The organism is Streptomyces afghaniensis (assembly GCF_044327915.1).
In the GTDB taxonomy this organism is placed as follows: Bacteria; Actinomycetota; Actinomycetes; order Streptomycetales; family Streptomycetaceae; genus Streptomyces; species Streptomyces afghaniensis.
The window spans coordinates 214,523-226,775 of record NZ_JBIRGJ010000012.1 but is presented as its reverse complement, the minus strand read 5'-3'; the positions used below and the strand labels follow the sequence as shown (position 1 = coordinate 226,775).

General features: G+C 72.6%; 11 protein-coding genes. 7 read left to right on the top strand and 4 right to left on the bottom strand.

Annotated features, from left to right (window positions below; genetic code table 11):
* The first annotated feature begins 8 nt into the window (after nucleotides 1-8).
* The 5 genes from ACH4G3_RS39390 (at nucleotide 9) to ACH4G3_RS39370 (ending at nucleotide 6,445) form a co-directional block, all read left to right on the top strand.
* Nucleotides 9-1,046: an agmatine deiminase family protein gene (locus tag ACH4G3_RS39390; protein WP_397628964.1), complete on the top strand. Its 1,038-nt coding sequence runs from the start codon at nucleotides 9-11 to the stop codon at nucleotides 1,044-1,046.
* A gap of 15 nt (nucleotides 1,047-1,061) precedes the next feature.
* Nucleotides 1,062-1,667 carry a TetR/AcrR family transcriptional regulator gene (locus ACH4G3_RS39385; protein WP_397628963.1) on the top strand — a complete coding sequence of 202 codons (606 nt, stop codon included), beginning with the start codon at nucleotides 1,062-1,064 and terminating at the stop codon, nucleotides 1,665-1,667.
* A 127-nt stretch (nucleotides 1,668-1,794) separates the two neighbouring features.
* The gene (locus ACH4G3_RS39380) at nucleotides 1,795-3,042 is read left to right on the top strand and encodes a TolB family protein (protein WP_397628962.1); all 1,248 of its coding nucleotides are present in this window, start codon (nucleotides 1,795-1,797) and stop codon (nucleotides 3,040-3,042) included.
* Between the two features lie 301 nt (nucleotides 3,043-3,343).
* Nucleotides 3,344-4,948, top strand: coding sequence for a citramalate synthase (gene cimA, locus ACH4G3_RS39375; protein WP_397628961.1), 1,605 nt, complete (start codon nucleotides 3,344-3,346; stop codon nucleotides 4,946-4,948).
* 153 nt (nucleotides 4,949-5,101) lie between these two features.
* Entirely contained in the window at nucleotides 5,102-6,445 is a 1,344-nt protein-coding gene (locus tag ACH4G3_RS39370; RefSeq protein ID WP_397628960.1) for a hypothetical protein, read from the top strand.
* Nucleotides 6,446-7,030: 585 nt separating this feature from the next.
* Here ACH4G3_RS39370 and ACH4G3_RS39365 read toward each other — a convergent pair.
* Nucleotides 7,031-8,203 (bottom strand): Cmx/CmrA family chloramphenicol efflux MFS transporter, encoded by a 1,173-nt coding sequence (locus ACH4G3_RS39365; RefSeq protein WP_397628959.1) that lies wholly within the window; start codon nucleotides 8,201-8,203, stop codon nucleotides 7,031-7,033.
* Nucleotides 8,204-8,358: 155 nt separating this feature from the next.
* Entirely contained in the window at nucleotides 8,359-9,306 is a 948-nt protein-coding gene (locus tag ACH4G3_RS39360; RefSeq protein ID WP_397629067.1) for a DMT family transporter, read from the bottom strand.
* A gap of 127 nt (nucleotides 9,307-9,433) precedes the next feature.
* On the opposite strand from ACH4G3_RS39360, the gene ACH4G3_RS39355 reads away from it, so the two are divergent.
* Both ACH4G3_RS39355 and ACH4G3_RS39350 read left to right on the top strand, forming a co-directional pair.
* Nucleotides 9,434-9,982, top strand: a complete 549-nt coding sequence (locus tag ACH4G3_RS39355; RefSeq protein ID WP_397629066.1) for a TetR/AcrR family transcriptional regulator — start codon at nucleotides 9,434-9,436, stop codon at nucleotides 9,980-9,982.
* 39 nt (nucleotides 9,983-10,021) lie between these two features.
* The gene (locus ACH4G3_RS39350; protein WP_397628958.1) at nucleotides 10,022-10,594 is read left to right on the top strand and encodes a YdeI/OmpD-associated family protein; all 573 of its coding nucleotides are present in this window, start codon (nucleotides 10,022-10,024) and stop codon (nucleotides 10,592-10,594) included.
* Between the two features lie 60 nt (nucleotides 10,595-10,654).
* Here the strand turns inward: ACH4G3_RS39350 and ACH4G3_RS39345 are convergent, their stop codons facing one another.
* Entirely contained in the window at nucleotides 10,655-11,440 is a 786-nt protein-coding gene (locus ACH4G3_RS39345; protein ID WP_397628957.1) for a S1 family peptidase, read from the bottom strand.
* A gap of 135 nt (nucleotides 11,441-11,575) precedes the next feature.
* Nucleotides 11,576-12,175 (bottom strand): YceI family protein, encoded by a 600-nt coding sequence (locus ACH4G3_RS39340; protein WP_307177667.1) that lies wholly within the window; start codon nucleotides 12,173-12,175, stop codon nucleotides 11,576-11,578.
* Nucleotides 12,176-12,253 lie beyond the last annotated feature (78 nt).

The following is a 12,253-nucleotide window of genomic DNA, read 5'->3' as shown; positions in this document are numbered from 1 at the left end:
GGTTCACCATGTCCGCAGCCGCCGACGGCTTCCGCATGCCCGCCGAATGGGCCCCGCACGAGCGCACCTGGATGGCCTGGCCCGACCCGAACCCGACCTTCGACGACCCGGAGGACCTGGCCGCCGCCCGGACCGCCTGGGCCTCGGTGGCCCGCGCGATCCGCCGGTTCGAGCCGGTGACGGTGGTGTGCGGCCCCGGCCGGTCGGAGCAGGCCCGCACCCTGCTGGGCGAGGGGATCGACACGGTCGAACGCGACCTCGACGACGCCTGGATGCGCGACATCGGCCCGACCTTCCTGACCGACGGGCGCGGCCGACTGGCCGCCGTCGACTGGACCTTCAACGGCTGGGGCGCCCAGAGCTGGGCCCGCTGGGAGCACGACGCGAAGATCGCCGCGCACGTCGCGGACCTCGCGGGGGCACGGACGTACGCCTCGCACCTCGTCAACGAGGGCGGGGCGATCCATGTGGACGGCGAGGGGACGGTCCTGCTGACCGAGACCGTGCAACTGGGGCCCGAACGCAACCCCGGCTGGACCCGGGAGGAGGTCGAGGCCGAGATCCACGCCCAGCTCGGCACCCGCAAGGCGATCTGGCTGCCGCGCGGCCTGACCGGCGACTACCCCCCGCACGGCTTCGGCACCCTGGGACACGTCGACATCGTCGCGGCCTTCGCCCGCCCCGGCGTCGTCGTCGCCCATGCGCAGCCGGACCCGGCGCACCCCGACCACGAGGTGACGAAGGAGATCGCCGGTCTGCTGAGGTCGCAGACGGACGCGCGCGGCCGCCGCCTGGAGGTCGTCGAGGTGCCCGCCCCCACCGTCCTGGAGGCCGACGGCCACTGGGCCGACTACTCCTACATCAACCACTACCTCTGCAACGGCGGCGTGGTGCTGTGCGGTTTCGACGACCCGCGCGACGAACTCGCCGCCGGCATCTTCCGCCGCCTGTTCCCGCAGCGGACCGTGACACTGGTGGACGCCCGTACGATCTTTGCCGGCGGTGGAGGCATCCACTGCATCACCCAGCAACAGCCGAGGATCTGACACCCGGGAGAGCAGATGGCCGGTGGGCGCAGGCAGGCCCCGCCCCGCGACGACGTGCTCGCCGCCGCCATGGAGATGATCGCCGAGCGCGGCCTGGAGAAGCTCACCATGGCGGCGCTCGGCCGCGAGGTCGGCATGAGCAGCGGTCACCTGCTCTACTACTTCGGCTCCAAGGACGAGCTGCTGCTGCGCACCCTGGAGTGGAGCGAGGGCCGGCTGGGCGCCGAGCGCGGACGCCTGCTGGCCCGAGCCGCCACCGCCCGCGAACGCCTCGACGCCTACGTCGACCTGTACGTCCCCGACGGCCACCGCGACCCGCACTGGACGCTGTGGCTCGAGGTCTGGAACCGCTCGCAGAGCGCCGCCGTCGACTCCGACGCCCGCGACCGGCAGGCCGCCATCGAGGGCGTCTGGCACCGCGACCTGGTGGCGCTGCTCGCCGAGGGCATCTCGCGGGGCGAGTTCCGCAGCGTCGACCCGGACCGGTTCGCCACCCGCCTGCGCGCGCTCCTGGACGGCTTCGCCATCCACGTGGCGATCGGCCTGCGCGGCACCGACCGGTCCCAAGTCCTCCGGCACGTACAGGAGTTCCTCGCCGACAGCCTCCTCGCGGACGCCTGAACGCCTGCCCGGGTTGTACTCAAAACGACGGATTGACCCTGTGGCTCGCGGTGCTGTTGGCTCTGGGGGAGCCCTCGGCGCGGGGCCGGGGGAGAAGCGTCAACGGGGAACACAGGGGGAACAGCACATGAGCAGCACCACAAGGGTCACGTCCGGCGCGCTCGGCGTGGCTCTGGCCGTCACACTCGGCGGCCTCGCCGCGCTGCCCGCGACCGCCGCTCCGGCCGTGCCGCGGACCGAGAAGGCGAGCGTCGCCCCGGACAACACCGAGGGCAACGGCGGCTCCGGCGGGCCGAGCCTGAGCGCCGACGGCCGCCGTCTGGCCTTCGTCTCCAGCGCCGACAACCTCGTCGCCGGTGACACCGACGGCGCCGCCGACGCCTTCGTACGCGACCTGAAGACAGGCACGACCCGGCTGGCCAGTACCGGTGCGGACGCCGGCCCGGTCGACGACGTCGCCCTCAGCGGCAACGGCCGCTACCTGGCGTTCGGCGCCACCGGCACCGGCGACGGCCGCAGCCACATCTGGGTCAAGGACCTGAAGTCCGGCGCGCTCCAGCGCATCGAGGACACCGTCGACACGGGCTACGACTCCGGCCGGCGGCCCGCCCTCAGCGCCGACGGCCGCTACGTCGCCTTCATCGCCCAGCGCTCGGACCTCACGCAGTCCGACGACGGCTGGGGACGCGTCTACCGGGTCGACCGCACCACCGGCGAGGCCGTCCGCGTCAGCCAGGTGCCCGCCGCCGGTGACCGGAAGACCGCCGCCACCAACCCGTCCATCAGCGCCGACGGCAAGCGCGTCGGCTACCAGTTCTTCGTCCCGCACCCGGCCCCGGGCGACTGGAGCGACGCCTACGTCCGTGACGTGCCGAGCGGCGAGCTGTTCCACGCCGACCGGGCGCCGGACGGCGTGGAGTCCACCGGACAGACCGAGTTCCCGCAGGTCAGCGCCGACGGGCGGTACGCCCTGTTCAGCTCGCTCGACTCGCGGCTCACGCCGGGCGACACCAACAAGGGACACAACGTCTTCATCCGCGACCTCAAGACGGGCGAGCTGCGCCGGATCGACGCCGCCGACCCGGCCGCGTTCACGGCGAATCCGCGGCTCAGCGCCGACAACCGGTATCTGGCCTTCGTCTCGGCCGACCCGGGCGACACGAACCACACCACCCGCGCCTACGTCCGCGACCTGCGCACCGGGCGCACGGTCCTCGCCAGCCCGGACGCCCAGGGCGGGCCGAACGACCAGGGCGTGTCCGCCCCGGTGATCGACCGGCACGGCCGCCGGGTCGCTTTCAGCAGCTCCGCACCCGACCTCGTCCCGGGCGACACGTACGACACCTCGCACGTCTACGTCCGTCACCTGAAGTGACCGACCGCATCCTGAGACAACCGTGATCCCGGCACGGGGGTTGTGCCAGACTGCCCCCGTGCTCTCGTTCGCCATGATTATTGGCAGCAGGCGCGCCGGTCCGCAGTGACCGCCACGTACGACCAGGTACGGGCGGACACCGTCGTCCTCGACCCGCGCGCAGACCTCTCGCACCCGCGAGAGGTTTTTCGCATTTCTGGCCCACCCACAGCCGGAGGCGAGAGCACGCGGGAGTATGTGAGGGCGGTGGAGCCGGTCATTCCGGTACGACCGAGATCCAATCCTCAGGAGCCTTGACACCATGACCGCTACCAGCGAGCTCGACGATTCCTTCCACGTCTTCGACACCACCCTTCGTGACGGCGCCCAGCGGGAGGGCATCAACCTCACCGTCGCGGACAAGCTGGCCATCGCTCGGCACCTGGACGACTTCGGCGTGGGCTTCATCGAGGGCGGCTGGCCGGGCGCGAACCCCCGGGACACCGAGTTCTTCGCCCGCGCCCAGCAGGAGATCGACTTCCGGCACGCCCAGCTGGTCGCGTTCGGCTCCACCCGCCGCGCCGGTGCCACCGCCGCCGAGGACCCGCAGGTCAGGGCGCTCCTGGAATCCGGCGCGCAGGTCATCACGCTGGTCGCCAAGTCGCACGACCGTCATGTCGAACTCGCCCTGCGCACCACGCTCGACGAGAACCTGGCGATGGTCCGCGACACCGTGTCCTTCCTGAAGGAACAGGGCCGCCGGGTCTTCGTCGACTGCGAGCACTTCTTCGACGGCTACCGCGCGAACCCCGAGTACGCGAAGTCGGTCGTCCGCACGGCCTCGGAGGCCGGCGCGGACGTGGTGGTCCTCTGCGACACCAACGGCGGCATGCTCCCGGCGCAGATCCAGGCGGTCGTCGGCACGGTCCTGGCCGACACGGGCGCCCGCCTCGGCATCCACGCCCAGGACGACACGGGCTGCGCTGTGGCGAACACGCTGGCCGCCGTCGACGCGGGCGCGACCCACGTCCAGTGCACGGCCAACGGCTACGGCGAACGCGTCGGCAACGCCAACCTCTTCCCGGTCGTGGCGGCCCTGGAGCTCAAGTACGGCAAGCGGGTCCTGCCCGAGGGCCGGCTGCGCGAGATGACGCGCATCTCGCACGCGATCGCCGAGGTCGTCAACCTCACGCCCTCCACGCACCAGCCCTACGTAGGCCTCTCGGCCTTCGCGCACAAGGCCGGCCTGCACGCCTCGGCCATCAAGGTCGACCCGGACCTGTACCAGCACATCGACCCCGAGCAGGTCGGCAACACCATGCGGATGCTGGTCTCCGACATGGCCGGCCGCGCCTCCATCGAGCTCAAGGGCAAGGAACTCGGCATCGACCTCGGCGGCGACCGCGAGCTGGTCGGCCGGGTGGTCGAGCGGGTGAAGGAACGTGAACTCAGGGGCTACACGTACGAGGCGGCCGACGCGAGCTTCGAGATCCTCCTGCGCACCGAGGTCCAGGGCAAGCCGCTGCGCTACTTCGAGGTCGAGTCCTGGCGCGCCATCGTCGAGGACCGGCCCGACGGCTCCCACGCCAACGAGGCCACGGTCAAGCTCTGGGCCAAGGGCGAGCGCATCGTCGCCACGGCCGAGGGCAACGGCCCGGTCAACGCGCTGGACCGGGCCCTGCGCGTGGGCCTGGAGAAGATCTACCCGCAGCTCGCCAAGCTGGAGCTGGTGGACTACAAGGTCCGCATCCTGGAGGGCAAGCACGGCACCAACTCGACGACCCGCGTGCTGATCTCCACGTCCGACGGCACGGGCGAGTGGGCGACGGTGGGCGTGGCCGACAACGTCATCGCCGCGAGCTGGCAGGCCCTGGAGGACGCGTACACGTACGGGCTGCTGCGGGCCGGAGTGAGCCCGGCCGAGTAGCGGAACTTCGCGTATACCCCCTGGTGGGCGGTGGTGACGGCGCTTTCCGCGCCGTCGCCGTGGCCGTCGTCGTCGCCGTCGTCGTCAGGGGCGTCCCGAAATCCGCACTGCGGCCGATATCCCTTTCTGTCCGATTCGGGTAGCTTCGAACATATGAAGGCCGCGCTGGTGCGTACCGTCGTACGTCTGCTGATCGTGTCGGTCGTCGCCGTCCTGGCGGCGCTGATGGCCGGTGCGCCCGGTGCGCAGGCGGCCACCGACCTCTCGAAGGTCGCCGCGGAACTGCGCGAGAACCCGGTGTACGTCGATCCGGCCGCTCGCGGGCAGCTGGCCGCGTCGGACGCCGAGGCGCTCGCCGACAAGATCAAGGACGCGGACAAGCCCGTCTTCGTGGCGGTCCTCCCGGCCGACGTCCCCACGCAGGACCTCTTCCGCAACCTCCGCACCGAGACCGGCATCACCGGCCTGTACGGCATCCGCCTCGGAGACCGGTTCGACGCCCGTGCGGACAGCTCGGTGATGAGCAGCCAGGCGGTGTCCAACCTGGTCACGGCCGTCCGGGACGCGGGCGATGCCAAGGCCCAGCTGAACGACTTCGTCGACGACGCCCTGCGCAACGTGGGCGGCTCGGCGCCCAGCAGCTGGAGCGACGGCTCGGGCACCGACGTGCCGGTCGGCGGCCTGGTCACGTTCGGCGCGCTGGTCGCGGCCGGTGGCGCGGGCGCCTACGCGCTGGTCCGCCGCAACCGCCGCCGCCACGAGGAGGAGCAGCGGGCCGCGCTGGAGAAGCTGCGCGTGGTGGTCGACGAGGACATCACCGCCTTCGGCGAGGAACTCGACCGCCTCGACTTCCACCCCGGCGAACCCGGCGCCGACGACGCGATGCGCGCCGACTACGAACACGCCCTGGACGCCTACGAACAGGCGAAGTCCCTGATGGCCGCCGCGACCAAGCCGGAGGACGTGCGGGCCGTCACCCAGGCCGTGGAGGACGGCCGGTTCTCCCTGGCGCGCCTCGCGGCCCGGCGCGAGGGCGCCCCGCTGCCGGAGCGCCGCCCGCCCTGCTTCTTCGACCCGCGCCACGGCCCCTCGGTCGCCGACGCGAGCTGGACGCCCCCGGGCGGTGCCACCCGCGACGTCCCCGTCTGCGCGGCCGACCGCACGCGGCTGGCCGAGGGCCGGGACCCGGTGATCCGCGAGGTCGACACCGAACTCGGCCGCCGCCCGTACTGGGAGGCCGGCCCGGCGTACGGCCCCTGGGCCGGCGGCTACTTCGGCGGCGGCCTCCTGCCCGGCCTCCTCATCGGCACCATGCTCGGCAGCATGATGGCCGCCCCCGCCTATGCGGCCGACTACGGCTCCGGCTACGGCGACTTCAGCGGCGGCGATGTCTCCGGCGCGGACTTCGACTCGGGCGACTTCGGGGGCGGCTTCGGTGACGGAGGCTTCGGCGGAGGCGACTTCGGCGGGGGAGGCGACTTCGGAGGCGGATTCTGACGCGACAGGCTCCCGCCCTCGCCCGGAGACCCACAGCTGACGTTCCCTGCGCGAACGGACCGTTCCTTACGAGAACAGGCCGAGTGCCGTCCCACCACGCCGGACCCTCTCCGCGACGCTCAGCCCCCGGCATTTCCGGCCGGTTCTCACGCCCGGCGCTCCTGGCGCCCAGGGCCTGGCGTCTGAGCTGAGGGTCGGTGCTTGTCCGCTGCCGGGCTCAGGACCCGCTCCTACTGCCGCCAGGCCCGACTTGGCCGCGGGCGGGCCCGAGCCTGGTTGGCGCCTCCACCATGGCGGCCGAGTCGGGTCTCAGCGCCCGGTCGCTTCCGCGCCCAGGACCTGGCGCCTGAGCCGGGGTTCAGCGCCCGGCTGCTGCCCGGCCTAGGCTGCCGCTGCCGCTGCCGCTGCCGCTGCCGCTGCCGCTGCCGCTGCCGCTGCCGCTGCCGCTGCCGCTGCCGCTGCCGCCAGGCCCCGGCCTGGCCGCCGCCGGCCTCGACCCTCGTAGGCCCCCGGCACCCCCAGGCCGGGGTTCAGCGCCCAGGCCGTTTCCGGGCCCGGGCCCGGAAACGGCGTCTGCGGCGGAGGTCAGCGCTCGGAGGCTTCCCGCCCCAGCAGCCGCTCCCGCCGCCGCCACACGGCCCCGGCCGTTACGCCCGCCAGTGCGACCAGGCCCGCGCTGACCCACACCGGCGACCGGTACCCGAACCCCGCGCCGATCGCCACGCCACCGGCCCAAGGGCCCAGCGCGGCACCCACGTTGAACGCGGCCGTGGCGAAACCACCGGCCAGCGTGGGGGCGCCCGGTGCCGCGTACAGGACCTGGGAGATCAGCGTGGAGCCGACGCCGAAGGACAGTGCCCCCTGGGCGAACACGAGCGCGAGGGCCAGGACCGGGTGCCCGGCCCCGAGCGCCAGGAGGCACCAGCCCAGGCCCACCGCCGCGCCCCCGCCGGCCAGGACCGGGACGGGGTGCCGGTCGGCGAACCGGCCCGCTGCGCTCACCCCGGCGAACGACCCGGCCCCGAACAGCGCGAGCACCCCGGGGACCCAGGCGCTGCCCAGCCCCGTCACCTCGGTGACCAGCGGCGCGAGATACGTGAAGGTGCAGAACGTCGCACCGTTCACGAGGGCCCCCAGCGCCAGCGTGATGACCAGCCGGGGGCTGCGCAGCGACCGCAGTTCACGGCCCAGCGCGGGCGGCGAGCCCTCCGCCGAGCCGCCCGGCACCGACCTAGCCACCGCCACCAGCGCGGGCAGCGACACCAGCGCCACGGCCCAGAACGCCGCACGCCAGCCCCACAGCCCGCCCAGCACGGCCCCGGCGGGCACCCCGGCCACGCACGCCAGCGTCACCCCGCCCAGCATCATGGACGTGGCCCGCCCCTTGGCGTCCGCCGGGACCATGTCCACGGCGGCCACGAGGGCGACGGCGAGGAACCCGGCGTTGGCGAGCGCGCCCACGACCCGCGTGGCGAGCAGCACCTCGAAACTGCCGGTGAGAGCACCGGCGACATGGACGGCCAGAAACACCACGAGGAACGCCAGCAGCGCACCCCGCCGCGGCCAGCGCCGCGCGAGCCCCGCCACCAGCGGCGCCCCCACGACCATCCCCACCGCGAAGGCGGAGGTCAGCGCCCCCGCCGCCGGAACGGACACCCCCAGATCCCGCGCGATGTCCGGCACCAGACCGGACAGCATGAACTCGGACGTTCCCTGCGCGAACACGGCAAGGCCCAGCAGAAGAAGAGCGAACGGCATGAAAAACTCCGCACCCGGAAGTCGACGTCGGACACGACAGGTCGGACGGCTTCCGGCAGCGGAGCGAGCGGGCTCAGCGGCCCGGCATCACGAACAGCCACCGGAGAGCCGGTGGCCGCACTCTGGACGCTTCGGGGCTGGACACGGGGGCGACGTTAGGCGGGCCCGGGGGCCCGGGTCCACCGGTTTTCCTCCGGCTCGCCCCGGGCGGCGGTCACAGCAGTGTCCTTCCGGTCCTTCCGGCCGCCTCCCCGGTGGACGACGACCACGGCCGCGAGGCACACGGCCAGGCCGAGAGCGGTCTGCACGCCGAACGGCTCACCGAACATCAGCGCGCCCCAGACGGCCGTGACCGGGGCCATGAGGAACATCAGCGTGTTCACCTTCGTCACCCCGGAGCGCTTCAGGATGAGCCAGTACAGCCCGTACCCGCCGAACGTGGACAGCCCCACGAGCCAGGCGACGGCCACCCAGAACCCGCCCTCGGCGGGCGGCTCGGCGGCCCCGGTGCTCAGCGCCAGCCCGGAGAAGAGGACGGCGCTGGTGGCGCAGTGGACGGTCAGCGACACCGAGGGAGCGACCCGCGAGCGGGACCGGCTCTCCAGGAACGTGGCCGCGACCAGGGACAGCATGCCGAGCAGCGGGACGGCGTACGCCCACCAGGCGACGCCGGTCCCGGCCGCGGCGTCGGCCAGAGTGACCACCAGGACGCCGCCCAGCCCCAGCCCCAGGCCGATCCACTGCCGGCCCGAGACGTACTGCCCCAGCAGCGGTCCCGCGAGGGCTCCGGTGACGAGGGGCTGGACCCCGTCGATCAGGGCCGTCGTGCCGCTGGAGACGCCGAGCTGGATGGCGTAGTAGACGCTGAGCAGATAGCCGCTCTGCGACAGCACGCCGATGACGGCCTGCCGGGTCACGTCCCGGGCGGTGAGCCCCCGCCAGGCCGTGCGCGTGAGGGCGGCGACCGCGACGAGGAGGACGGCCAGCGGCAGGAACCGCCACATCAGGACCGTGATCGCGGACGCGTTGCCCGCACCGAGCTTGGCCCCGATGAACCCCGAGCTCCAGCAGAGGACGAAGGCGAGGGAGAGCAGGATGTTCACGAACATCACAACCAGTAGACAGATCGGTATAGCCGTTCCCCGCTCACTATACAGGTCGGTATACTCGGGTGCCATGGATACCACCTCCACCACCGCCTCCACCGCCGGGAATCCGCGCCGGATCACGATGACGCCCGCCGCCCGTCGCGTCCTGGAGGCGGCCGCCCGGCTGTTCTACGAGCGCGGCATCCACGCCGTCGGAGTCGATCTCATCGCCGCCGAGGCCGGGGTGACGAAGAAGACCCTCTACGACCGGTTCGGCTCCAAGGAGCAGGTCGTCGTGGAGTACCTCGCGGCCCGCGACGAGCGCTGGCGGGCCTTCCTCGCCGAACGCCTCGACGCGGCCCCGCCCGAGCCCCGGGAGCAGGTCCTGGCGGTCTTCGACGCCTCGCGGGAATGGGCGGCGGAGCTCAGCCCCAAGGGGTGCAGCATGGTCAACGCCCACGCGGAGATCAGCGACCCCGCCCACCCGGCCCACCCGGTCATCACCGGCCAGAAGCAGTGGATGCTCGCCCTCTTCGCCCGCCTCGCCTCGGACATCGCCCCGCAGAGGGCCGACGCCCTGGCCCGGGCGCTGATGCTGCTGCACGAGGGGGCACTCGTCGCGCACGGCCTGGGCATCTTCCCGGACGCCATCGCCCAGGCCCGCGAACAGGCCCGCGCGCTCCTCGCGTAGCGGACAGGATCCGTCCTACTCGCTCCCTACGGTGGTGCCATGACCGCCTCCCAAGACGCCCTCTCCTTCGCAGCCGCCGCCGACCTGGACTCCTGGCTGGCGGCACACCCCGCCCCGCATCCCGGCCTCTGGGTCAGGGTCGCCAAGAAGGGCTCGGGCATCCCGTCCGTCAGCGCCGCCGACGTCAACGACGTGGCGCTGTGCCACGGCTGGATCACCGGGCAGCGCAAGGGACTCGACGAGTCGTACTACCTGCAGCGGATCACCCCGCGGCGCCCCGGCAGCCTCTGGTCCATGGTCAACGTCCGCCGGGTCGAGGAGCTGACCGCCGCCGGACGGATGCGGCCCGGCGGCCTCGCGGAGGTGGCGGCCGCACGGGCGGACGGACGGTGGGAGGCGGCGTACGCGTCCCAGCAGGAGGCCGAGGTCCCGGAGGACCTGGCGGCGGCACTGGAGCGGAGCCCGCGGGCCGCGGCGGCCTTCGAGGCGCTCGGGCGGACGGACCGGTACCTGGCGATGCTCGGCGTGCTCCGCGCCCGGACGCCGCGCAGCCGGGCGGCGCAGGTGGCGGCGGCGGTCGCGAAGCTGGAGGCCGGCCGGGAGGCCCGGTAGGACACGGGCAGGGCCCGGCACCGTACGGCGCCGGGCCCTGCAGGCTGTCGTGGGGGCGGGTCAGAGGGTCGACGCCGCCGAGGCGATGGCGGAGGCGAACGTCGAGACCTCCGTGTAGACGCCGGGGGCCTCGGGCCGGGCGCAGCCCTCACCCCAGCTGACGATGCCGACCTGGATCCAGGCGCCGGCGTTGTCCTTGCGGAACATGGGGCCGCCGGAGTCGCCCTGGCAGGTGTCGACACCGCCCGCGTCGAAGCCGGCGCAGATCTCCTCGTTCGCGACGAGGCCGCTGTAGAGGCCGCCGTAGGCCTTGCAGGCGGCGTCGCCGACGAACGGCACGGTCGCCTTGAGCAGGTAGCGCTGCTGGGAGCCGCCCTCACGGTTCGCGCCCCAGCCGGCGACGGTGAAGTCACCGGTGTTGTACTGCGCGGTGGTGGCGATCTTCAGGGTCGGCAGGTTGATGGGCTGGGCGAGCTTGATGAGCGCCCAGTCCTTGCCGGTGCCGTTGTAGCCGGGGGCGCGGAGCACCTTGGTCGAGCGGACCTGGACCCGGCCGCTGGTGGACTGGAGGTCGACGACCCCCGCGGTGGCGGTGATGCCGGTGTTGTTGCCGGAAGCGCCCACGCAGTGCGCGGCCGTGAGCACGATCTGCTGGGTGTAGAGCGCGCCTCCGCAGCCCATGGAGAGCCGGACCATGAACGGGAACTCGCCCTGCGCGGCTCGCGTCCCGCCGACGACGGGCGACGGGGCGGCCTGCGCGGCGGTGACGGGCTGGAGGCTGGCGATCGCGAGGGCGGCGGCCCCGAGAACCGCGCATCTCTTGAGGGCCGTGAGAAGTCTCTTCAACGTGATGCCTTCCGTGGGGGGTTGACTGGGGAGGTGCAACCGAAGCATCAGATTGACGAGTGCATGACATCCAGGGAAGGCCTGATTCGGCCAGAACCGGCCCGGCGGTATGTCACCGGGCCGGCCGAAGGGGGCTCACGCGTTCCTGATCGCCGAGATGTCGAAGTTGAGCTTGATCTTGTCGGAGACCAGGACACCGCCGGTCTCCAGGGCGGCGTTCCAGGTCAGACCCCACTCGGAGCGCAGGATCTCCGCCTTGCCCTCGAAGCCGACGCGCTCGTTGCCGAAGGGGTCCTTCGCGGCGCCGTTGAACTCGAGGTCGATGGTGAGGGGGCGGGTCGTGCCGAGGATCGTCAGGTCGCCGGTGATGCGGTAGTCGTCACCGCCGAGGGCCTCCGCCTTCGTGGAGCGGAACGTCATGGCCGGGAACTCGTCCGCCTTGAAGAAGTCCGAACTCTTGAGGTGGCCGTCGCGGTCGGCGTTGCCCGTCTCGATGCTGTCCATCACGACGTCCAGGGAGGCCGTGGACCGGGAGGGGTCGGTGCCGTCGAGGTGGAGGGTGCCCGTGAAGTCCTGGAAGCTGCCCTTGACGTTGGTGACCATGGCGTGCCGGGCGACGAAGCCGATCGTCGAGTGCGCGGGGTCGATCGTGTAGTCACCGGTCAGGGCGGCCAGCTCCGGGCGCACGGCGTCGGTCGTGGCGGTCTCGGTGTCCTTGCGGCTGAAGATGCTCATGGGGGTACGCCTCCTGCGCTGAATGTTGAACGTTGAACTATGTAACACGACCCACCGTAGACCTATTCCGTTCAACGT

Coding starts and splice junctions, on each gene's coding strand:
- ACH4G3_RS39390 (WP_397628964.1), top strand. CDS start 9: ATGTCCGCAGCCGCCGACGGCTTCCGCATGCCCGCCGAATGGGCCCCG.
- ACH4G3_RS39385 (WP_397628963.1), top strand. CDS start 1,062: ATGGCCGGTGGGCGCAGGCAGGCCCCGCCCCGCGACGACGTGCTCGCC.
- ACH4G3_RS39380 (WP_397628962.1), top strand. CDS start 1,795: ATGAGCAGCACCACAAGGGTCACGTCCGGCGCGCTCGGCGTGGCTCTG.
- cimA (WP_397628961.1), top strand. CDS start 3,344: ATGACCGCTACCAGCGAGCTCGACGATTCCTTCCACGTCTTCGACACC.
- ACH4G3_RS39370 (WP_397628960.1), top strand. CDS start 5,102: ATGAAGGCCGCGCTGGTGCGTACCGTCGTACGTCTGCTGATCGTGTCG.
- ACH4G3_RS39365 (WP_397628959.1), bottom strand. CDS start 8,203: ATGCCGTTCGCTCTTCTTCTGCTGGGCCTTGCCGTGTTCGCGCAGGGA.
- ACH4G3_RS39355 (WP_397629066.1), top strand. CDS start 9,434: ATGACGCCCGCCGCCCGTCGCGTCCTGGAGGCGGCCGCCCGGCTGTTC.
- ACH4G3_RS39350 (WP_397628958.1), top strand. CDS start 10,022: ATGACCGCCTCCCAAGACGCCCTCTCCTTCGCAGCCGCCGCCGACCTG.
- ACH4G3_RS39340 (WP_307177667.1), bottom strand. CDS start 12,175: ATGAGCATCTTCAGCCGCAAGGACACCGAGACCGCCACGACCGACGCC.